Raw genomic sequence first — 21,281 nt, 5'->3', positions numbered from 1 at the left:
GACCGCGCGCGGGGCGCCGCCCGCCGACGCCGCGGCGGCGCGCAGCCGGGCGGGCACGCGTCGGCGCGAGCGCCGGACGCCCGCCGGCGCCTCGGGACCTCCCGCGCGCGCCGGCTCGCGCAGCAGCGCGGCCACGGCCACCAGGTGCACGACCGCGAGGGCGGCGTAGGTCACCGAGGGCAGGGTCAGCGCCGACCACGCGGCGATCGGGTGCCACCACACGAGCCCACCCGAGACCAGCGCGCCGGCGGCGATCGCCGCGCCCAGCACGGTGCCCTGGTGGGACAGCGAGCGGTCGACGTCGGCACCCGGCCGCGTCGCGTGCACCGTGTCGACGAACCACGCCTCGAGCGGGCCAGAGTCGAGCGCCCGGAACACGCCGGTCGCGGCCGCCGCGGCGGCGAAGCCCCAGAACGACTGCGCGCTCGCGAACAGCGTCGCGGCGAGCACCTGCACCGCGGCCGCGGCCAGCAGCACCGGCCGGCGCCCCACCGCGTCGGCGAACCCCGCCGTCGGCAGCTCGAGGGCGAACACCACCAGGCCGGTCACGGAGGCGAGCGTCAGCGTCTGCGCCACCGACAGCCCGCGCTCGACGGGCAGCAGCGTGGTGGCGGTGAGCGCGATGCCGACGGGGAACCACCGGGTCACGGTGAGCAGCAGCAGCACGCGGCGCACCCGCTGCGGCGTCAGCGCTCCGGCGGCGGTCACGGCGCGTCCCCGTCCGCCGCGGCGCCGCTCTCCTCGTCGCCGGAGCCGGCGTCGCCGGGCACGTCCTGCGGGTCGAGCGGGAACGCCACCCGGTACAGGTGCAGCCGCCGTGCGGCCGGGTCGCCGGCCCCGGCGTGCAGGTACCGGTTGACGACGCCGATGAGCTCGTCGTGCATCGCCCGCGCCTGGGCGGGCGTCACCTCCACCCACGCGTCGCTCATGCCGCTGACGTCCTGCCAGGCCGCCGGCCACTCGTCGGCGACGTCGAGCCAGCGCGCGTACTCCTCGTCGAACTGCCGGTGGTAGCGACGCACGAGCCAGTCGAGCGCGGTCCGCGCGTCCTCGTCGTCGCGGAACGCCGAGCCGTGCCACCCGTGGCTCTCCGTGCTCGCGCGCCAGATCCGTTCCTTGCCGCGCCCCTCGCCCGTGTCGGCCACGAGCCCCACGGACTCCAGCCGGCGCAGGTGGTAGCTGGTGGCGCCGGTGTTGGTCCGCAGCGCCGCCGCGAGCCGGGTGGCGGACGCCGGCCCGTCCTTGCGCAGGGCCATGAGCAGCCGCGAGCGCAGCGGGTGGGCGAGCACCTTGACGGACTCGGGCGTCAGCTCGACGTGGGTGTACGGCAGCTCCGACGACATGTGTGCACAGCAACTCTGCACAGAACTCGTGCACAAGAGTTGTGCACGCGTTCCACCCGGTGCGGCGGGGCACCCGGAGGCACACGCGGAGGAGCACGCGGCGGAGGAGCACGCGGCGGCCGGCCGGCCCCCGGCTAGGCTCGGCGGCGTGACGGAGCCGACGCCCGATCCCGACCGCGAGACGCACGCGGACCCCGCGGCCGGGGGCACCCCCGGACGCGTCGCCGCGTTCTTCGACCTCGACAAGACGATCATCGCGACGAGCGCCTCGGCGGCCTTCTCCAAGCCCTTCTACCGGGGCGGCCTGGTGACCCGCGGCGACGTGCTGCGCAGCGCCTACGCCCACTTCCTCTTCGCGCTCGGCAGCGCCGACGCCGACCAGACCGAGCGGATGCGCAAGCACCTGTCCGAGCTGGCCACGGGCTGGGACGTGAGCAAGGTCCAGCAGATCGTCGCCGAGACGGTGCACGAGCTCATCGACCCGTACGTCTACGCGGAGGCCGTCAGCCTGATCGCCGAGCACCACGACCTGGGGCACGACGTCGTCATCGTCTCGGCGTCCGGGGCGGAGCTCGTCGAGCCGATCGCCACCGTGCTGGGCGCCGACCACGTCGTCGCCACCCGCATGGCCGTCGAGGACGGCCGCTACACCGGCCAGATCGACTTCTACGCCTACGGCGAGAACAAGGCGGCGGCGATGCGCGAGCTCGCCGCCGAGCACGGGTACGACCTCGCGCAGAGCTACGCGTACACCGACTCCGTGACCGACGCGCCGATGCTCCGCGCGGCCGGCCACGCGTTCGCCGTGAACCCCGACCGAACCATGCGACGCCTCGCCGCCGAGCACGGCTGGGGCGTGCTGACCTTCACGCGGCCGGTCGCCCTGCGGGTCGCGGTGCGCCCGCCGACGCCGGTGCTCGCCGCCGCGGGCGCGCTCGCCGCCGGCGCGGTCGGCTGGGCCGCGTGGCGGCTGCTGCGCCGCCGCTGAACCGCGTCACGAGGCCGCGCCGGCACCTGGGGGCGACGCTCTGCGGCCTGCCCCGCTCCCCCTTGCGCGCGGCCCACGGCAGGCGTTGCATGGGAGTAGCACCACAGAACGGCCGGGCTCGGAACCCACGCAAAGAAAGTCCACGTCGAGGACACATCGAGCGGGGCACTCCCCGTCACGATGAGCGGATGATGCGCCTGTTCCCCGAGCCCGACGGCGAGAGCGGCACCCGGCCGACCTGATCCACCGGGTGCCGCGATCGTCTCCGGGGCCGGGCGCAGCGGCCGCCGCCCGGCACCGGGCGCCGCCGGGGACCCGGCGGCGCCGACGGCGTCAGCGCCAGGCGCCCCGCTCGTACTGCGGCGCCCAGGCGATGCCCTGCCCGTCCGGCGCCGGACGGCGCGACGTGCCGGCCTTGACGCCGAGCTCGTGGGCGGCGCGCAGCGGCCAGTGCGGGTCGCGCAGCGCCTCGCGGGCCAGCAGCACCACGTCGGCGGCGCCGTCGACCAGCACCTGCTCGGCCTGGGCCGGCGAGGTGATGAGGCCGACCGCGCCGGTCGGCATGCCCGAGACCTCGCGCACGCGGCGGGCGTGCGGCACCTGGTAGCCCGGGCCCACGGTGATCTCGGCCGGCGCGACGCCGCCGGTGGAGACGTCCACCAGGTCCACGCCGTGCCCGGCGAGCTCCTTGGCCACGGCGGCGACGTCGTCGACCTGGAGGCCGTCCTCGCGCCAGTCCGTCGCGGAGACGCGCACGACCACCGGCTTGCCCTCGGGCCAGACGGCACGCACGGCGTCGACGGTCTCGAGCAGCAGGCGGGCGCGGTTCTCCGGCGAGCCGCCGTACGCGTCGGTGCGGTGGTTCGACAGCGGGGAGAGGAACTGGTGCAGCAGGTAGCCGTGCGCGGCGTGCACCTCGACGACGTCGAAGCCGGCCTCGTGGGCGCGCCGCGCGGCGTCGGCGAACTGCCGCGGCACGGCGGCGACCTGCTCGGGCGTCATCTCCTGCGGCGTCGCGTAGCCGGGGAACGCCTCGGCGGACGGCGCGAGCGTGTCCCAGCCCCCCTCGGCGGCGGGCACGGTGCCCTGGGCCTCGGCCCAGGGACGGTAGGTCGAGGCCTTGCGGCCGGCGTGCGCGAGCTGCACGCCGATCGCCGCGTCCTGGGAGTGCACGAAGTCGACCACGCGCGCCCACGCGTCGCGCTGGGCGTCGTTCCACAGACCGGCGTCCTGCGGGGTGATCCGCCCCTCGGGCACGACGGCGGTGGCCTCGGTGAGGACGAGGCCGAACCCGCCCTGGGCGCGGGCGCCCAGGTGGACGAGCTGCCAGTCGTCGGGCATCCCGTCGGTCGAGGAGTACTGGCACATCGGGGCCAGCCAGACGCGGTTCTTCACGGTCAGGTCGCGCAGCCGCAGGGGCTCGAAGAGGAGGCTCACGGTCGTGGTCAACAGCCGGCGGCAGCTGACTGATTCCCGGGGCGACCGTCTGGTCGGTCACGCGTCGTCGCCCGCGGCGGCGGTGTGACGCACCGGCGTGAGCGTGGTCACGCCCCGGTCTACACTCGCCCCGAGCGGGGTCCGCGGGCTCACGGCCCCGCCCGCACTGCACACGCGACGACGCGCACGGAGGTCATCTGATGACGGACACCCAGCCCACGACGACGTCGGGCGGCACGGCGGGGGGCACGGCGGGCGGCACCGCGGCCGACCGCGGCCCCAGCCTCGAGAACCTCCTGCACGAGTCGCGCGCGTTCCCGCCGAGCCCCGAGTTCGCCGCGCAGGCCAACGCCCAGGCGTCGCTGTACGACGAGGCGCGGGCCGACCGGCTGGAGTTCTGGGCGCAGCAGGCGCGCGACCTGGTCACCTGGAAGACACCGTTCACCCAGACGCTCGACTGGTCCGAGGCCCCCGTCGCGAAGTGGTTCGCCGACGGCACGCTCAACGCTGCCTACAACGCCGTCGACCGGCACGTCGAGGCCGGCAACGGCGACCGCGTGGCCCTGTACTTCGAGGGCGAGCCCGGCGACACCCGCACGGTCACCTACGCCGACCTGCAGCGCGACGTCGTCCGCGCCGCCAACGCGCTCGCCGCGCTCGGCGTCGGCAAGGGCGACCGCGTCGTCATCTACATGCCGATGCTCGTCGAGTCGGTCGTCGCGATGCTCGCCTGCGCGCGCCTGGGGGCGCCGCACTCGGTCGTCTTCGGGGGCTTCTCCGCCGACGCGCTGCGCAGCCGCATCGCCGACGCCGAGGCCACGCTCGTCATCACCGCCGACGGCGGCTACCGCCGCGGCGCGCCGAGCGCGCTGAAGCCGGCCGTCGACGAGGCGCTGTCGGGCGCCGGCGCGAGCTCGGTGCGGCACGTGCTGGTGGTCCGCCGCACCGGCCAGGACGTCGCCTGGACCGAGGGCCGGGACGTGTGGTGGCACGAGGCCGTCGAGGCCGCCGACACCTTCCACGAGCCGGTGTGGGTCGGGGCCGAGCACCCGCTGTACATCCTCTACACCTCGGGGACGACGGGGAAGCCGAAGGGCATCCTGCACACCACCGGCGGCTACCTCACCCAGGCGGCGTACACCCACAGGTACGTCTTCGACCTCAAGCCGGAGACCGACGTCTACTGGTGCACTGCCGACATCGGCTGGGTGACCGGCCACTCGTACGTCGTGTACGGCCCGCTGGTCAACGGCGCCACCCAGGTGCTCTACGAGGGCACGCCCGACACCCCCCACCGCGGCCGGTGGTGGGAGCTGGTGGAGAAGTACAAGGTCTCCATCCTGTACACCGCACCCACCGCGATCCGTACGTGCATGAAGTGGGGCGAGGACGTCCCGGCGCAGTTCGACCTGTCGTCGCTGCGGGTCCTCGGGTCGGTCGGCGAGCCGATCAACCCCGAGGCGTGGATGTGGTACCGCCGGGTGATCGGCGGCGACCGCGCGCCGATCGTGGACACCTGGTGGCAGACGGAGACGGGCGCCATCATGATCAGCCCGCTGCCCGGCGTCACGGCCGCCAAGCCCGGGTCGGCGCAGGTGCCCCTGCCCGGGGTGGCGGCGGACGTCGTCGACGACGAGGCCCACCCCGTGCCGAACGGCGGGGGCGGCTACCTGGTGCTCACCGAGCCGTGGCCGTCGATGCTGCGCGGCATCTGGGGCGACCTGCAGCGGTTCAAGGACACGTACTGGTCGCGGTTCCCCGGCCTGTACTTCGCCGGCGACGGCGCGAAGAAGGACGAGGACGGAGACATCTGGCTGCTGGGCCGGGTCGACGACGTCATGAACGTCTCCGGCCACCGGCTGTCGACGACGGAGATCGAGTCGGCCCTGGTGTCGCACGACATCGTGGCCGAGGCGGCGGTCGTCGGCGCCGCCGACGACACCACCGGCCAGGCCGTGGTCGCGTTCGTCATCCTGCGCGGCGAGCACGCCGAGCGGGCCGCCACGCCCGAGGGCGCCCAGGAGGTGCAGCAGGAGCTGCGGGGCCACGTGGCCAAGGAGATCGGCCCGATCGCCAAGCCCAAGCGCATCCTCGTGGTGCCCGAGCTGCCCAAGACGCGCTCGGGCAAGATCATGCGCCGCCTGCTGCGCGACGTCGCCGAGAACCGCACCGTCGGTGACGCCACCACGCTGGCGGACTCCTCGGTGATGGAGCTCATCGCGGCGGGCCTGTCGTCGAGCAAGCCCACGGAGGACTGACCCGCTCCGCAGACGACGCCGGGGCGGGTGGCGTGCGCGCCACCCGCCCCGGCGTCGTCGTGCGGGAGGATCTCCCCATGACGACGCTCCCCGACCTGCGGCTCGGCGTCGCGCGCCACCTGCGGGCGGTACCCGTCGGCACCGTCGCCCACGACCGGACCCGTCGGGTCTGGCGCAAGGCCGGACCCGACACCTGGACCGACGACGCCGGGCGCAGCATCTCCAGCGCCCGGCTGCTGCGCCGGGCCGGCACGCTCACGGTCTCCGACCCGCGGCTCAACGCCGCGGCGCGCGCCGCGATCCGGGCGGCGGAGCGGCACGAGCACGTGCGGACGCTGCCCGGACGCACGCGGCGCCAGCGGCTGCTGTGGGGCGTCACGACGGCGGCGATCGGCGCGTTCGCGCTGGCCCTCATGATCGCGTCGGCGAACGGGCTGCACGTCGACATCCCGCTGCGTCCCTCGGTCCGCCCGGACGCCCCCGAGATCACCGACGGCTTCCGGGACTGGGCGCGCACGCCGGTCGGCACCCTGTGCACGGTCGTCGGCGTCCTCGCCGTGGCCTGGTTCGCCGTCGTGCCGTTCCTGCTGCGCGACCCGCACCGGGACGCCCCGCCGCCGTTGGTCGGCGAGGCGCCGGCGGACGGCGGCCTCGAGGTCCGCCCGTACGCCCCGGCCGACGCACCGGCCACCCTCGCCGCGTTCCGGGCGGCGATCACCGTCACCGGCCGCAGCGCGTACGACGACGCACAGCTCGCGGCGTGGCTCGGCGCACCGCCGCAGCTCGAGGACTGGGACCGGACCCTGCGGGCGGCCACGACGTTCGTCGCCGTCCTGGACGGGACGGTCGCCGGGTTCGCCGTGGTCCGCGACGAGGGGTACGTCGACCGGCTCTTCGTCCATCCCCGGTCGGGCCGGCGGGGCGTGGCGCGCGCGCTGCTCGCGCGCGCGACCGACCACGCCCGCGCGTGCGGCGCGCCGGAGATGACCACCCACGCCAGCCTGGTCGCGCGGCCGGTGTTCGAGCGCGCCGGGTTCCGCGTCGTCGAGCGCGAGACGGTGGTCCGCCACGGCGTCGCCCTGGACCGGTTCGTCATGCGCCGACCGCTCGGCTGAGCGCCCGGTCCGTCCCGGCCGGGGCGCCCGCCGCCTCCCGGTCGGCGCCGTCCGCGACAATGGCCCCGTGCGCACCCCTCCCCCGCTCGAGATCGGCCCGCTCGACCCCGCCGTCCAGGACGCCGTGCGCGCCCTGGCGGCCCGCGCCCAGGAGGTCGACGGCGTCGCGCCGCTGTCCGAGCAGCCGCTGCTGCGGCTCGGCGCCGACGAGCCGTGGCTGACCCACGCGGTCGCGCGCTCGCACGCCGGCGAGGCGGTCGGCTACCTGCAGGTCGACCGCTCCGGCGAGGTCGCCAGCGCCGAGCTCGTCGTGGACCCCGGGCACCGGCGCGGCGGCGTCGGACGCCTGCTGCTGCGCACCGCGGAGCGCGACGCCCGCCTGCCGATGTTCTCCGGCACGCCGGGCCAGCGCGGCAAGGAGCTGCGCGTCTGGGCGCACGGCGACCTGCCCGGGGCGCGCGCCCTCGCCGCGGCGGCCGGCTACGCCGTCGTGCGCGAGCTGCTGCTGCTGGCCCGGCCGCTCCCGGCGGCCGACGACGTGGCCGGCGCGCTCGGCCGGCTGCCCGCGGGGTACACCGCGCGCACGATCGTGCCGGGGGGCGACGACGAGGCGTGGGTCGCGCTCAACGCCCGGGCGTTCGCGTCGCACCCCGAGCAGGGCCGGCTCACCGTGGCCGACCTGCGGCAGCGGCAGGCCGAGCCGTGGTTCGACGCCGCGGGCTTCTTCCTCGTCGAGGCTCCCGACGGCAGCCCCGCCGGCTACGTGTGGACCAAGGTCGAGCCCGACCAGCCCGCCGGCGCCCGCGACGGCGAGATCTACGCCGTCGGCGTCGACCCCGACCACCAGGGCCGCGGCCTCGGGGGCGCGCTGACCGCCGTCGGGCTCGCCCACCTGGCCGGCGCCGGCTGCGCGCGGGGCGTGCTCTACGTCGACGGCGACAACGCCGCGGCGCTCGCCACGTACGCGCGGGCGGGCTTCGAGCGGGCCGCCGTCGACGTGCAGTACGGCCGGCCCTGAGCCGTCCGTCCGACCCGGGGCCGCCCCGCCGTCGGACGTGCCAGCAGCGGGTACGTGCGATCTTGGTCACCCATGGTTCACCTTTCGGTGCCACGATGGGCACCATGAGCGCCACCAGCCCGCGAACGCCCCACCAGCGCGACGCGAGCGGCCGGTTCGCGTCGTCGGCCGGCGTCACGCCGCCGTCGGACCGCACCGCCGTGGAGACCGTGCCGGACGACGACGCGGCGGCGCGCCGCCGCCCGCTCGACCCGCAGCTGGCCGCGCACATCGCCGAGCACATCGCCGAGGAGCCGGACGGCGCGGCCTCCGGCCACGCCCTGCCGTCGCCGGAGAGCCCCGAGCCGCTCCCGGACGACCGGTTCGCCGACCGCGAGCTGAGCTGGCTGGCGTTCAACGAGCGGGTGCTGGAGCTCGCCGAGGACCCCCACCTGCCGCTGCTGGAGCGGGTGCGGTTCCTGGCGATCTTCGCCTCGAACCTGGACGAGTTCTTCATGGTCCGGGTCGCCGGTCTCAAGCGGCGCATCGCCACCGGGATCGCGGTCACCGCCGCCTCGGGGCTGTCGCCCCTGGAGGTGCTCGGCGGGATCAGCAAGAGCGCGCACGAGCTGATGAGCCGGCACGCGGAGGTGTTCAAGAAGGACGTCCAGCCGGCCCTGGCGGCCGAGGGCATCACGATCGTGCACTGGGAGGACCTGGAGCAGCGCGAGCAGGAGCGGCTGCACAAGTTCTTCCGCAGGCAGATCTTCCCCGTGCTCACGCCGCTCGCGGTCGACCCGGCGCACCCCTTCCCCTACATCTCCGGCCTGTCGCTGAACCTCGCGGTCGTGGTGCGCAACCCGCTGACCGACAAGGAGCACTTCGCCCGCGTCAAGGTGCCGCCGCTGCTGCCGCGGTTCATCGCCGTCGACGAGCGCGGCCGCCCGAGCGACCCGACGGCGTCGGGCGGGGCGCGGCGCACGTCGCCGACGTCGTTCGTGCCGCTCGAGGAGGTCATCGCCCAGCACCTCGACCACCTGTTCCCCGGGATGGAGGTCGTCGAGTCGCACACCTTCCGCGTCACCCGCAACGAGGACGTGGAGGTCGAGGAGGACGACGCCGAGAACCTGCTGCAGGCGATGGAGAAGGAGCTGCTGCGCCGGCGGTTCGGCCCGCCGGTGCGCCTCGAGCTGGCCGAGACCATCAGCCCCCGCATCCGCGACCTGCTCGTGCGCGAGCTCGGCGTCGAGGACGAGGAGGTCTACGAGCTGCCCGCGCCGCTCGACCTGACCGGCCTGAACATCATCGCGGACATCGAGCGGGCCAACCTGCACTACCCCTCGTTCGTGCCCACCACGCACCGCCAGCTCGCCGAGGTGGAGTCGGCCAAGCCCACGGACGTCTTCGCCGCGATCCGCCGACGCGACGTGCTGCTGCACCACCCGTACGACTCGTTCTCCACCTCGGTGCAGACGTTCCTGGAGCAGGCCGCCGCCGACCCGCGCGTGCTGGCGATCAAGCAGACGCTGTACCGCACCTCGGGCGACTCCCCGATCGTCGACGCCCTGATCGACGCCGCCGAGGCCGGCAAGCAGGTGCTGGCCCTCGTGGAGATCAAGGCGCGGTTCGACGAGCAGGCCAACATCTCCTGGGCGCGCAAGCTCGAGGAGGCCGGCGTCCACGTCGTGTACGGCATCGTGGGCCTCAAGACGCACGCCAAGCTCTCGCTCGTCGTGCGCCAGGAGCGCGACGGGCTGCGCCGCTACTGCCACGTCGGCACCGGCAACTACCACCCCAAGACCGCCCGCCTGTACACCGACCACGGACTGCTGACCTGCGACCCCGACGTCGGCCAGGACCTCACGCGGCTGTTCAACCAGCTGTCCGGCTACGCGCCGCAGTCGCGGTTCCACCGCCTGGTGGTGGCGCCGCGCTCCGTGCGCGCCGGCCTGATCGAACGCATCGACCGCGAGGCCGCGGCAGCCCGGGCCGGCCACGAGGCGTGGGTGAAGATGAAGGTCAACTCCGCCGTCGACGAGGCCACGATCGACGCGCTGTACCGCGCCTCGCAGACCGGGGTGAAGGTCGACCTCGTGGTGCGCGGCATCTGCGCCGTGCGCCCCGGCGTGCCGGGCCTCAGCGAGAACATCCGGGTGCGCTCGATCCTGGGCCGGTTCCTCGAGCACTCGCGGATCTTCGCCTTCGCGAACTCCGCGGGCCCGGCGCTCGGCGAGGGGCCCGCGACGGGGCCCGAGGTGTTCATCGGCTCGGCCGACCTCATGCACCGCAACCTCGACCGCCGCGTCGAGGCGCTGGTGCGCATCACCGACCTGGGTCAGATCGAGGAGCTGGTCGGCCTGGTCGACCGCTCGATGGCGGACGAGACGGCGAGCTGGCACCTGCACGCCGACGGCTCCTGGGTGCGCCACGCCTACGACGCGGAGGGCCAGCCGCTGACCGACCTGCAGTCGGAGCTCGTGCGCCGCCACCGCCGCCGCCCGGAGCTCGACCGATGAGGCCGGACGGTCGCGCCACGTCACGCGCCTGCGCCGCGCGGGGCGCAGCGCCCGACGGCGCACCCCGCCGTCGGCGATCGGCCGGGCACGCCTCGTGAGCGGCTCCGCCCGGACGCCCGCGGTGCGCACCGCGGGCGGGCTCGTGTGGCGCGTCCAGGACGGCCGCCTCCAGGTGCAGCTGATCCACCGGCCCCGCTACGACGACTGGTCCTGGCCCAAGGGCAAGCTCGAGGCCGGCGAGCCGGAGCAGGCGGCGGCGGTGCGCGAGGTGGCCGAGGAGACCGGCGGACCGGTGATCATCGGCCCGTCCCTGCCCGGCCTGCGCTACAAGCTGCCCGAGGGACGGTGGAAGTCCGTGCGGTACTGGGCGGCGCGCGAGGCCCGGGTGCCCGAGGACCGCGCCGCCCTCGCGGCGCGCCCGCCGCTCGGCCCCGCCGGCCCGGACGAGGTCGACAAGGTCGAGTGGGTCGACGCCGCCGAGGCGCCCCAGGTGCTCACCCGCCGAGCCGACCGCAAGCCGCTGGCCGCGCTCGTCCACGAGTTCGAGCACGGCCGCCTCGACACGCACGCCGTCGTCATCGTGCGCCACGGCCGCGCGACGCCGCGGGACGCGTGGCACGGCGAGGAACCCGACCGGCCGCTGACGCCGCTCGGGCACGCGCACGCCGCGGCGGCCGTGCCGGTGCTCGCCGCGTACGGCGTGACGACGGTGCTCAGCTCCCGGTGGGAGCGGTGCGCCGCCACGGTGGAGCCGTACGTGCGCGCCGCGGGGGTGCGGCCGGCCTACACCGAGCACCTGGCCGAGGTCGAGCACGAGCGCTCCCCCGCGCGGGTCGCCGCCGCGGTGCGGGAGCTGCTGGAGACCCCGCGGTCGTCGGCGCTGTGCACGCACCGCCCCGTGCTGTCCACGGTGCTCGACGTGCTCGGCCAGCACTCGCGCCGCTCCGTCGCCGACGCGCTGCCCGGCAAGGACCCGTACCTGGAGCCGGGCGAGATGCTGGTGGCGCACGTGGCGCTCACGGGGAAGGGGCCGCGCGTGGTGGCGGCGGAGCACGTGAGCCCGCCGCTGTCCTGAGGGCCTCCCCCGCTCGTCCGCGCTCCCGGCCCTCACGGGTGCGCGTGTCAGTACGAGCGCGTTGCCAGTACGAGCGCGTTGTCAGTACGAGCGCACGGTATGACCTGCCCTGGTACTGACAACCCGCCGGCACCACCGAGGTGTCAGTACGAGCGCACGCCATGGGCTGCGCTCGTACTGACACAGCTCCTGGCACGGTCCCTGGCACGGTCCCTGGCACATTTCCTGGCAGGTCCCCCGGCGCGAACCGGACACGCTCGAGACGGTCCCCAGGACGGCCGACAGTGCCGTCGTCCACAGGAATCCGCACGCCCCTGCCGTGCGACCGATGCGGGCTCCGACGATCGAGACTGTGACAGGATCGCGGAGAGCCCTCCAGGACGCGGCCCTCGCGGCCCTCGTGCTCCGGCAGCACGGGGTGGCGAGCCGTGAGCAGCTCCGCCGCCTCGGCTACCGGCGCGGGCACGTGGCAGAGCACGTCGCGGCGGGGCGATGGCGCCTGGTCTGCCACGACCTCGTCGTCGCGCACACCGGTCCGCTCGACGACGACGCCACCCTCTGGCTCGCCGTCCTCGGCGCCCCGGGGGACGTCGCCGTCGGGTCGTGGACGGGCCTGGCGCGGCACGGTCTCGTCGGCTGGGAGCGGCCCGGCCTGCACGTCGTCGTGCCCCGCGGCGCCAAGCCCTTCCGGCCGCCGGGCGTGGTGGTCCACGAGTCGCGCCGGTTCGCTCCCGAGGACGTCGTCCGTCGCGACGGGCTGCCCGTGTTCCGCGTGGAACGGTGCGCGGTCGACGCCGCGGCCTGGCAGGCGTCGGCACGCACCGCCGTCGGCCTGCTCGCCGCCACGGTGCAGCAGGGGCTCACGACCCCGGACCGCCTCGCCGAGCAGCTCGACCATGTCGGGAGGGTGCGCTTCCGCACGCTCATGCAGCGCAGCCTGGCGGACATCGCGGGCGGCGCCGACGCGCTGAGCGAGATCGACCTCGCCCGCCTGTGCCGTGACGCCCACCTCCCGGCACCGCTCCAGCAGGAGCGGCGGCGCGACGCGCGCGGCCGGTGGCGGTACCTCGACGCCGTCTGGCACCTCCCGGACGGGCGGCGGCTCGTGGTGGAGGTCGACGGGGTCGGGCACATGGAGGCAGCGCGGTGGTACGCCGACCTCATGCGCGACGCCGAGCTCCTGCCGGACGAGCGGACGGTCCGGCTGCGCATCCCGGCCGCGGCACTCCGGGCCGAGCCGGAGCGCGTGCGGGCGGTGCTCGAGCACTACCTGCGCCCGTCCCCCGCCCCCGCGGGCACCCCCGCACGGACCTTTGTCAGTACCGGCGCACGGTATGGCCTGCGCTCGTACTGACACCGGGAGAGGCGGTACCGCCTGTCAGCACCGGCGCACGGTATGGCCTGCGCTGGTACTGACAACCGAGGGTGGCGGGGCCGGTCAGCTCAGCAGCGGGGTCAGCGCCCACGTGGCGAGCGCGGCCACGAGCGCCGCGGCCGGGATGGTCAGCACCCACGCGACGGCGATGTTCTTGGCCACGCCCCAGCGCACCGCCGACAGCCGGCGGGTGGCCCCGACGCCCATGATCGCCGAGGTGATCGTGTGCGTCGTGGAGACCGGGGCGTGCAGCGCGAACGCGTTGACGTACAGCACCGCCGCGGAGACGGACTCGGCGACGAAGCCGCGCGCCGGGTCCAGCTCGATGATGCGCCGGCCCAGCGTGCGCATGATGCGCCAGCCGCCCGAGTAGGTGCCGAGCGAGATGGCCGCGGCAGCGCCCAGCTTGACCCACAGCGGGATGCCGGCGTCGCGGTCGGCCCAGCCGACGGTCAGCAGCGCCATGTAGATGACGCCCATCGTCTTCTGCGCGTCCTGCAGGCCGTGGCCCAGGGCCATCGCGGCGGCCGAGACGGTCTGGGCGTGGCGGAACCGGCGGGTGGTGCGGGCAGGCGCGGCGTTCCGCCAGATCCACAGCACCGCCACCATGACGAGGAACGCCAGGCCGAAGCCCACGACCGGCGAGATCACCATGGGCAGCACGACCTTCTCGTACACGTTGCCCCAGTACACGAGGAGCCCGCCGGCGAGGCCCGCGCCCACGAGCCCGCCGATCAGCGAGTGCGTGGAGGACGACGGCAGGCCGAACCACCAGGTGATGAGGTTCCACACGATCGCGCCGATGAGGGCGCACAGCACCACGACCAGCACGGTGTGGTTGGACTGGCTGTCCAGGTCGACGATCGAGTGCGCGATCGTCTCGGCCACCTCGGTGCCCAGCAGGGCACCGACGAAGTTCATGACGGCGGCCATGAGCAGCGCCACGCGCGGCGTCAGCGCCCGCGTGGAGACCGACGTGGCGATGGCGTTCGCCGCGTCGTGGAAGCCGTTGGTGTAGTCGAACCCGAGGGCCAGGGCCACCACGAGGACGACGAGGGCTGCTTCCACGCCTCAGGACTCCTTGAGCGCGATCGTCTCGACCATGTTGGCCACCTGCTCGAAGGCGTCGCAGGCGTCCTCGAGGACGTCGACGATCTCCTTGAGCTTGATGAGCGTGACCGGGTCGGTCGCCAGGTCGTCGAACAGCTGCGCCACGAGCTTGCGGTGCAGCTTGTCGCCCTGGTTCTCGAGCCGGTTGATCTCGACCCAGTACTCCGAGAGCTGCTCCATCGAGCGCAGCCGCGGCATCGCCTCGGCGGTGAGCTCGGCGCAGCGCTGCAGCACCTGCACGACCTCCGAGACCCGCGGCGGCAGGTCCTCGACCTTGTACAGGACGATGAGGTCGGCGGCCTCCTCCATCGCGTCCATGCAGTCGTCCAGCGCGGAGGCCAGGCCGTAGATGTCGTCCCGGTCGAACGGGGTGACGAAGGTCTGGTTGAGCCGCTTCATGATGGCGTGGGCGGCGTCGTCCGCCAGGTGCTCCGCGTCGACGAACCGCTTCGCGATGGCCTTGCGGCCCGCCCGGTCGGCACCGAGCAGCTCGGCCAGCAGGCCGGCGCCGGTGACGTTGTGCTGCGCGAGGGCGGCGAAGAGGTCGAAGTAGGTGGTGTCGCGCGGTGTCAGGCGCAGGCGCACGTCGTTCTCCTGGTCGAGAGGACTGATCCCTCACAGCGTAGGGCGACGTGAGCGGTGCCGACCAACGCGCGGTGTGTCGTCCGGTCGGGGGTTGCGGCGCCGCGGCCAGCGGCGACAGCGCCGGGGCGCCGTCCTGACGGCGCCGAGGGTCCGGGTGGTCCCGGGGGTGCTTGTGTGCGACGCCGGACCGGGAGCGCCTCTCGGCGCGTGGCCGCTCGTAGCGGCTGAAGATGGAGCCCGGGGCTACCGCAGCCCGGCGTCGCACGTTCCACACTAACCGACGTCGCCCACCCCGCATTCCCACGGGGGTGTGGCCTGCACGACGTCGGTACCGCGCCCCGGGCGACCGGCGGCCTCAGTCGAGCCTGTCCGCCCGCCACATCGCCGCCGCCTGCTCCAGCTCCTGGGCGGTGCGCTGCAGGTCGGCGGCGCCGCGGGTCATGCGGGTGGCGCCCACCGGGTCGGCGACCTCGCGGGCGTCGGCGTCGAACGCGGCGCCCGTGGCGAGGATGCGGCAGAACGACGCCGCGCGCTCCAGCGCGACGGCGAGGTCGCCCGCGTAGACCCCGGACAGCACCTGGTCGGCGAGCGAGCGCAGGTCCTCCGGCGCGGGCGGTCGCGGCACGCCGGCGACCACCTCGTGCACGGGGGCGGCGTCGACGCCGAGCCGGTAGCGCAGGCCGATCGTGTGCGCGTCGCGGCGCACCCACTCGCGCAGCACGTACAGCCGCCACAGGGCGCCGGGCAGGGTGACGGGCGCCGCGTCTGCCCACAGCGAGGCGACGACGTCGAGGCCCTCCCGCTCGACGAGCTGCACCAGGCGCGCGACCACCTCCGGGTCCTCGGACGCCCGGGCGCGGTGCACGACGGCGCGGGCTGTGGTGTGCGCCACCTCGTCCCGCAGCGCGGGGTCCAGGGCGCCCGGCAGCTGCTCGGCGTCGCGGGGGTCGAGCATGGCGGGACGACGGAAGCGGGGGCGGGGGTCGCTGTCGCTCACCCCGCCAGTCTGGCACCGCGCCCGGCGCCCGCCCGGCGCGGTGTCCCGGCGGCTGCGCGCCCCGGCTTGGCGCGCCGGTGGTCCGGACCAGTCGTAGCATCGAGGCCGGACCTGCGCGCGCCCGCCCGCCACGAGCACCGCCGGCGCACCGCGGCGTCCCGCCGAACTCGACACGTCCCACCCGACCCGAGGAGCCCCGCGTGAGCGACGCGCCCAGCACCAGACCCAGCCCGACAGCCACCACCGCGCGCTCCGCGCACCGCAAGGCTCTCGGGCTCGCCTTCGCCGCCGCCGTCGGCGGCTTCCTCTTCGGCTTCGACTCCTCGGTGATCAACGGCGCCGTCGACGCCATCGAGGGGCAGTTCTCGCTCAGCGCGGCCGTCACCGGCTTCGTCGTCGCGGTCGCCCTGCTCGGCTGCGCGCTCGGCGCCTGGGCCGGCGGGCGACTCGCCGACCGCTGGGGCCGCACGCGGGTCATGGTGCTCGGCGCCGTGCTCTTCTTCGTCTCCTCGATCCTCTCGGCCGTGGCCTTCAGCGCCCTCGACCTGGCGATCTGGCGGTTCATGGCCGGCGTCGGCATCGGCATCGCCTCGGTCATCGCCCCGGCCTACATCGCCGAGATCGCCCCGGCCGCCCTGCGCGGCCGCATGGGCTCGCTCCAGCAGCTCGCCATCACGGTCGGCATCTTCGCCGCCCTGCTCTCCGACCAGGTCCTGGCCACCTCCGCCGGCGGCGCCGCCGAGGAGCTGTGGCTGGGCTGGGAGGCCTGGCGCTGGATGTTCCTCGTGTGCGTCGTCCCGGCCGCCGTCTACGGCATCCTCGCGCTGCGCATGCCGGAGTCGCCGCGCTACCTGGCAGCCAAGGGCCGTGACGAGGAGGCCCGCTCGGTGCTGGCCTCGGTGCTCGGCCCGGACGAGGACGTCGACGACCGCCTCGGGCAGATCCACCGCTCGATCGCCACGGACGAGAAGAACGCCGAGCTGGGCTCCCTGCGCGGCAGCGCCCTGGGCCTCAAGCCGATCGTCTGGGTCGGCATCCTGCTGTCGGTGTTCCAGCAGTTCGTCGGCATCAACGTGATCTTCTACTACTCCACGACGCTGTGGCAGGCGGTCGGCTTCGACGAGTCGCAGGCCTTCACCGTCTCGACGATCACCTCGATCACCAACGTCGTCGTGACGTTCATCGCCATCGCCCTGGTCGACAAGGTCGGCCGCCGCCCGATGCTGCTGATCGGGTCGGCGGGCATGACCGTGACGCTCGCTCTCATGGCGATCGCGTTCACGCAGTCCACCGGCTCCGGCGAGAACATCACGCTGCCGGGCGCCTGGGGCGTCGTGGCGCTGGTCTCGGCCAACCTGTTCGTGGTGTTCTTCGGCGCCACCTGGGGCCCGCTGGTCTGGGTGCTGCTCGGCGAGATGTTCCCCAACCGCATCCGCGCCGCCGCGCTCGGCGTGGCCGCGGCCATGCAGTGGATCGCCAACTTCGCCATCACGATGACGTTCCCGCCGCTGCTGGACGCGTTCGGCGCCTCGATCCCCTACTTCATGTACGCGATCTTCGCGGCGCTGTCCTTCTTCTTCGTCCTGGGCAAGGTGCAGGAGACCAAGGGCAAGGAGCTCGAGGACATGGGCGAGGAGGCTCCCCGCCCGGCGGTGGCCTGACCCTGCCGCGGCCGGCTCGGCCGCGGCCTGCAGCACGACGACGGCGCGTGTCCCCGCGAGGGGGCACGCGCCGTCGTCGTGCGGCGGCGGGCACGCCCGGCGCGTGCCCGGCGCATGCCGGCGCCCACCCGGAACCGACGTCGTGCACGTCACACGGGAACTACTTGCTTGCTGCAAGCACCAGAAATATAGTTGTATGCAGCAACCAAGGAGGACGTGATGCTCAGTAGCGCATCTCTCTCCGAGCCCGCCGCGTACGGCGCCGACACCCCCGCCGGCAGCGCCGGCGACATCCTCACCGCCCTGGAGGAGCTCGGACGCGCCCAGCGGGAGGCGGCCGGCAAGCTGGCCCACCGGCTCGGCTGGCCCCGCGCGGGGATCGGGGTGATCCGCCTGCTGGCGCTGTGCGGTCCGGTGCAGATCACCGACGTCGCCGCCAAGCTGCGGGTCGACGTGTCGGTGGCCAGCCGCCAGGTGAGCCAGCTGGTGGACGCCGGGTACGTGCAGCGGACCGTCGACGAGTCCGACCGGCGCGTGCGGCTGCTCGAGCTGACGGTCGCCGGGCGCACGCTGGTCGACCAGGTCAAGGACGAGTTCTCCGAGGTCTTCGCCAAGGTGTTCGTCGACTGGTCCGACCAGGACGTCGCCGAGGCCGCCTTCCACATCCGCAGAGTCGCGGCTGCCATCACGAGCTACGAGAACGGCAAAGAAGAGAGCACGAATGTCTAGTCACACCACGGCCCCCGCGGCGGCCGCACCCGGGCACAGCCCGGCGATGACCCACCGCCAGGTCCTCGAGGCGCTCTCGGGGATCATCCTCGGCATGTTCGTCGCCCTGCTGGCGGCGACGATCACCTCCACCTCGATGCCCCGCATCGTGTCCGACCTGGGCGGCTCGCAGCACGCATACACCTGGGTCGTCACCGCCACGCTGCTCACCCAGACGGTGAGCACCCCGCTGTGGGGCAAGTTCGCCGACCTGGTCAACCGCAAGGCCCTCGTCCAGATCGCGCTCGTCATCACCGTGCTGTCCGCCGCCGCGGCGGGCTTCTCGCACAACATCGGCACCCTCATCGCCTGCCGCGCCGTGCAGGGCATCGGCGCCGGCGGCCTCATGGCCCTGGCGACCGTCCTGGTCTCCGACATCGTCTCCCCGCGCGAGCGCGGCCGGTACATGGGCCTCATGGGCGGCGTCATGGCCGTGTCGCAGGTCGGCGGCCCGCTGCTGGGCGGCGTGCTGACCGACGCGGTCGGCTGGCGCTGGAACTTCTTCGTCGGCATCCCGTTCGCCGTCGTCGCGATCCTCGTGCTGCAGAAGACCCTGCACCTGCCGCAGCTGCCGCGCCGCACCGCCAAGATCGACTACTGGGGCGCCGCGCTGATCTCCGTGGGCGTGTCCCTGCTGCTGCTGTGGGTCACCTTCGCCGGCAACGACTTCGAGTGGGTCTCGTGGCAGACGTTCGCCATGGTCGGCGGCGCGGTCGTCGCGCTGGTCGCGGCCGTGCTCGTCGAGCGCGTCGTGAGCGAGCCGATCATCCCGCTGCACCTGTTCCGCAACAGCACCTTCGTCCTGGCCGTGATCGGCTCGATCGCCGTGGGCGTGGGCATGTTCGGCACCGCGGTGTTCCTGTCGCAGTACCTGCAGCTGTCGCGCGGCAAGACGCCGACGGAGTCCGGCCTGCTGACCATCCCGATGGTCGTGGGCACGATGCTCGCCGGCATCGTCCTGGGCCGCATCATCTCCAAGACCGGCCGCTACAAGGCGATCATGATCGGCGGCGGCGTCGTGTTCGCCGCGGCGCTGTTCGGCATGTCGACCATCGACGCGCACACCAGCTTCGTGCTGATCTCGATCTACCTGTTCGGCCTGGGCCTGGGCGTCGGCGCCCTCATGCAGAACCTCGTCCTGGCGGTCCAGAACACCCTGGACATCCGGGAGATGGGCGCCGGCACCTCGACGGTCGCCTTCTTCCGCTCGCTCGGCGGTGCGATCGGCGTCTCGGCGCTCGGCGCGGTCCTGGCCAACCAGGTCAAGGACGACATCGCCACGGGCCTGGCCAAGGCCGGCGTCCCCGCCTCGGCCATGGGCGACAGCGGCGCGGTGCCCGACCTGTCGAAGGTGCCCGGCCCGATCCGCACGATCATCGAGAACGCCTACGCGGACGGCATCTCGCAGATCTTCCTCGTCGCCGTGCCGATGGCGATCATCGCGCTGGTCTGCGTGATCTTCCTCAAGGAGATCCCGCTGGGCACCCGCTCCGGCGTCGAGCAGCTGCTGGAGCAGCAGTCGGCCGGCGACCGCTCGCAGGCCGCGATGGCGGCGGGTGCCGACACGGTCGGCGAGGAGCTCGCCGCCGCGTCGGTCGGCGACGACGGCGCTCGCGCCGGCGACGCGACCGGTACGCCGCGCGCCTGACCGCTGCACGTGCTCTCGGGCCCTCGGGCCCACGACGGCGCGGCACCCCTCACCCGGGGTGCCGCGCCGTCGGCGTCCCGGCCGGCCGTCCCGGGTGAAGTACGCCACTTCCCCTCACCCGGGGCGGGCGATTTCCGCTCCCCCGGGGCGATTTCCGGTCCCGGGGCACCCATCGGCAGGCCATGATGGGGCGCATGGCCTCCGAGTCGCAGCAGACCCCGCCCGACCCCGCGACCGACCCGTTCGGGGCGCTGGAGCGCGAGATCCGCCTCATCGTGCGCCGCGCGCAGTCCACCGGGACGCAGACCGCCCGGCGCGTGCACCCGGAGCTCGACGCCAGCGCGTACCCGCTGCTGGCGCACATCCACATGAACCCCGGCACCCGGGGCTCCGACCTGGCTGCCCACTTCGGCGTGGGCCGGGCGACCGTGTCCCGCCAGCTCTCGCGCCTGGAGGCGCTCGGGCTCATCCACCGCGAGGTGGACCCGGACGACACCCGCGGCCAGCGCATCACCCTCACCGCGGACGGCGAGCAGCGCTTCGCCCGGGCCCGGGACAGCCGGGTCGAGGCCATGCGCCAGTCGCTCGCCGGCTGGGACGCGGACGACGTCGCGCAGCTGGCGACCCTGCTGCGCCGCTACTCCGAGGACTGGGTGCGCTGGCGCGACGCGAACCCGTGACCGGAGGCCGGCCCGGGCACCCCGCGGATGCGGAAGGGCCGGTGCACGCGACGGCGTGCACCGGCCCTTCCGGTTGTCCAGGTGGCGTCCGACCGCCCCCGGCCTGCCCCGGCGGACGCGGCCGCCGAGGAGGTGGGCTCAGCCCTCGGCCGGCTCGAAGGTCAGGCTGATCGAGTTCATGCAGTAGCGGTCGCCCGTCGGGGTCTGCGGGGCGTCGTCGAAGACGTGGCCCAGGTGGGACCCGCACCGCGCGCAGCGCACCTCGGTGCGCACCATGCCGTGGCTGCGGTCCTCCAGCAGCTCCACGCGGTCGCCCGCGAGCGGGCTGTAGAAGCTCGGCCACCCGCAGTGCGCCTCGAACTTGGTGTCGGAGCGGAACAGCTCGTTGCCGCACGCCCGACACCGGTAGACGCCGGTGCGGTGCTCGCCGAGCAGCTCACCGGTCCACGGCCGCTCCGTGGCGGCCTGCCGCAGGACGGCGAACTCCTGGGGGTTCAGCTCGACCCGCCACTGGTCCTCGGTCTTGGTCACGTCGTACTTGGTCTGCTCGGTCATCGCGACACACCTCCATCGCGGGCAACCGTGCCGCGACCGCCGGTGTTCCCGCCACCGCTACCACCACGGCCACGACCGCGGCCGCCGCGCCGGCGCCGCCGGGCCGCCGCGGAGCCGTCGCCCGCGGCCGGCGCACCGCCCGGGTGCGCCGACGACGCCGCTGGGCCCGACGT

18 protein-coding genes are annotated in these 21,281 nt (G+C 74.4%); 11 read left to right on the top strand and 7 right to left on the bottom strand.

Annotation, left to right across the window (positions count from 1 at the left end):
* A partial coding sequence (locus GSF02_RS16300; RefSeq protein ID WP_328799039.1) for an MFS transporter occupies positions 1 to 708 on the bottom strand: 708 nt, incomplete at its 3' end.
* Positions 705 to 1,343 (bottom strand): ArsR/SmtB family transcription factor, encoded by a 639-nt coding sequence (locus tag GSF02_RS16295; protein WP_159798425.1) that lies wholly within the window; start codon positions 1,341 to 1,343, stop codon positions 705 to 707. The genes GSF02_RS16295 and GSF02_RS16300, both read right to left, overlap by 4 nt.
* A 148-nt stretch (positions 1,344 to 1,491) precedes the next feature.
* Here GSF02_RS16295 and GSF02_RS16290 point away from each other — a divergent pair, with 148 nt between their 5' ends.
* On the top strand, positions 1,492 to 2,331 hold the full coding sequence (locus GSF02_RS16290) for an HAD family hydrolase (protein ID WP_159798423.1): 840 nt from the start codon (positions 1,492 to 1,494) through the stop codon (positions 2,329 to 2,331).
* 333 nt (positions 2,332 to 2,664) lie between these two features.
* On the opposite strand, the gene GSF02_RS16285 is transcribed toward GSF02_RS16290, so the two are convergent.
* A complete protein-coding gene (locus GSF02_RS16285; RefSeq protein WP_159798422.1) occupies positions 2,665 to 3,768 on the bottom strand; it encodes an NADH:flavin oxidoreductase/NADH oxidase in 1,104 nt (367 codons plus the stop codon).
* 200 nt (positions 3,769 to 3,968) lie between these two features.
* Between GSF02_RS16285 and acs the strand changes: the two genes are divergently transcribed.
* From acs to GSF02_RS16255, 6 genes are all read left to right on the top strand, one after another.
* Entirely contained in the window at positions 3,969 to 6,026 is a 2,058-nt protein-coding gene (gene acs / locus GSF02_RS16280) for an acetate--CoA ligase (protein ID WP_235915634.1), read from the top strand.
* Between the two features lie 77 nt (positions 6,027 to 6,103).
* On the top strand, positions 6,104 to 7,141 hold the full coding sequence (locus GSF02_RS16275) for a GNAT family N-acetyltransferase (protein WP_159798420.1): 1,038 nt from the start codon (positions 6,104 to 6,106) through the stop codon (positions 7,139 to 7,141).
* A gap of 67 nt (positions 7,142 to 7,208) precedes the next feature.
* Positions 7,209 to 8,159 (top strand): mycothiol synthase, encoded by a 951-nt coding sequence (gene mshD, locus GSF02_RS16270; protein WP_159798418.1) that lies wholly within the window; start codon positions 7,209 to 7,211, stop codon positions 8,157 to 8,159.
* Between the two features lie 95 nt (positions 8,160 to 8,254).
* On the top strand, positions 8,255 to 10,654 hold the full coding sequence (locus GSF02_RS16265; RefSeq protein ID WP_159798416.1) for an RNA degradosome polyphosphate kinase: 2,400 nt from the start codon (positions 8,255 to 8,257) through the stop codon (positions 10,652 to 10,654).
* Positions 10,655 to 10,748: 94 nt separating this feature from the next.
* On the top strand, positions 10,749 to 11,729 hold the full coding sequence (locus GSF02_RS16260; protein WP_159798414.1) for a histidine phosphatase family protein: 981 nt from the start codon (positions 10,749 to 10,751) through the stop codon (positions 11,727 to 11,729).
* A gap of 352 nt (positions 11,730 to 12,081) precedes the next feature.
* Positions 12,082 to 13,083, top strand: a complete 1,002-nt coding sequence (locus GSF02_RS16255; protein WP_201308967.1) for a PDDEXK family nuclease — start codon at positions 12,082 to 12,084, stop codon at positions 13,081 to 13,083.
* 84 nt (positions 13,084 to 13,167) lie between these two features.
* Here GSF02_RS16255 and GSF02_RS16250 read toward each other — a convergent pair whose 3' ends face one another.
* The 3 genes from GSF02_RS16250 to GSF02_RS16240 form a co-directional block, all read right to left on the bottom strand.
* Complete coding sequence (locus tag GSF02_RS16250; protein WP_159798412.1) at positions 13,168 to 14,172, bottom strand: inorganic phosphate transporter; 1,005 nt, start codon at positions 14,170 to 14,172, stop codon at positions 13,168 to 13,170.
* 3 nt (positions 14,173 to 14,175) lie between these two features.
* Positions 14,176 to 14,799: a DUF47 domain-containing protein gene (locus tag GSF02_RS16245; protein WP_159798410.1), complete on the bottom strand. Its 624-nt coding sequence runs from the start codon at positions 14,797 to 14,799 to the stop codon at positions 14,176 to 14,178.
* A 355-nt stretch (positions 14,800 to 15,154) separates the two neighbouring features.
* Positions 15,155 to 15,754, bottom strand: a complete 600-nt coding sequence (locus tag GSF02_RS16240; RefSeq protein ID WP_159798427.1) for a hypothetical protein — start codon at positions 15,752 to 15,754, stop codon at positions 15,155 to 15,157.
* Positions 15,755 to 15,996: 242 nt separating this feature from the next.
* Here GSF02_RS16240 and GSF02_RS16235 point away from each other — a divergent pair, with 242 nt between their 5' ends.
* The 4 genes from GSF02_RS16235 (at position 15,997) to GSF02_RS16220 (ending at position 20,553) form a co-directional block, all read left to right on the top strand.
* Positions 15,997 to 17,457, top strand: a complete 1,461-nt coding sequence (locus GSF02_RS16235) for a sugar porter family MFS transporter (RefSeq protein ID WP_159798408.1) — start codon at positions 15,997 to 15,999, stop codon at positions 17,455 to 17,457.
* 219 nt (positions 17,458 to 17,676) lie between these two features.
* The gene (locus tag GSF02_RS16230; protein ID WP_159798406.1) at positions 17,677 to 18,186 is read left to right on the top strand and encodes a MarR family winged helix-turn-helix transcriptional regulator; all 510 of its coding nucleotides are present in this window, start codon (positions 17,677 to 17,679) and stop codon (positions 18,184 to 18,186) included.
* 46 nt (positions 18,187 to 18,232) lie between these two features.
* Positions 18,233 to 19,873, top strand: coding sequence for an MDR family MFS transporter (locus GSF02_RS16225; protein WP_328799038.1), 1,641 nt, complete (start codon positions 18,233 to 18,235; stop codon positions 19,871 to 19,873).
* Positions 19,874 to 20,067: 194 nt separating this feature from the next.
* Positions 20,068 to 20,553 (top strand): MarR family winged helix-turn-helix transcriptional regulator, encoded by a 486-nt coding sequence (locus GSF02_RS16220; RefSeq protein ID WP_159798402.1) that lies wholly within the window; start codon positions 20,068 to 20,070, stop codon positions 20,551 to 20,553.
* Between the two features lie 138 nt (positions 20,554 to 20,691).
* Here GSF02_RS16220 and msrB read toward each other — a convergent pair whose 3' ends face one another.
* A complete protein-coding gene (msrB, locus tag GSF02_RS16215) occupies positions 20,692 to 21,108 on the bottom strand; it encodes a peptide-methionine (R)-S-oxide reductase MsrB (RefSeq protein ID WP_159798400.1) in 417 nt (138 codons plus the stop codon).
* Between the last annotated feature and the right edge of the window lie 173 nt (positions 21,109 to 21,281).

Source organism: Puerhibacterium puerhi, from assembly GCF_009846865.1.
In the GTDB taxonomy this organism is placed as follows: Bacteria; Actinomycetota; Actinomycetes; order Actinomycetales; family Cellulomonadaceae; genus Puerhibacterium; species Puerhibacterium puerhi.
Note: the sequence above shows the minus strand (reverse complement) of the source record. Positions and strands in the feature narration are given on the sequence as shown.

Bases quoted from the DNA above. Each gene is read 5' to 3' on its own strand.
- GSF02_RS16275 (WP_159798420.1), top strand. From the start codon at position 6,104: ATGACGACGCTCCCCGACCTGCGGCTCGGCGTCGCGCGCCACCTGCGG.
- GSF02_RS16295 (WP_159798425.1), bottom strand. From the start codon at position 1,343: ATGTCGTCGGAGCTGCCGTACACCCACGTCGAGCTGACGCCCGAGTCC.
- GSF02_RS16265 (WP_159798416.1), top strand. From the start codon at position 8,255: ATGGGCACCATGAGCGCCACCAGCCCGCGAACGCCCCACCAGCGCGAC.
- GSF02_RS16220 (WP_159798402.1), top strand. From the start codon at position 20,068: ATGGCCTCCGAGTCGCAGCAGACCCCGCCCGACCCCGCGACCGACCCG.
- GSF02_RS16225 (WP_328799038.1), top strand. From the start codon at position 18,233: ATGACCCACCGCCAGGTCCTCGAGGCGCTCTCGGGGATCATCCTCGGC.
- GSF02_RS16240 (WP_159798427.1), bottom strand. From the start codon at position 15,754: ATGCTCGACCCCCGCGACGCCGAGCAGCTGCCGGGCGCCCTGGACCCC.
- acs (WP_235915634.1), top strand. From the start codon at position 3,969: ATGACGGACACCCAGCCCACGACGACGTCGGGCGGCACGGCGGGGGGC.
- msrB (WP_159798400.1), bottom strand. From the start codon at position 21,108: ATGACCGAGCAGACCAAGTACGACGTGACCAAGACCGAGGACCAGTGG.
- GSF02_RS16230 (WP_159798406.1), top strand. From the start codon at position 17,677: ATGCTCAGTAGCGCATCTCTCTCCGAGCCCGCCGCGTACGGCGCCGAC.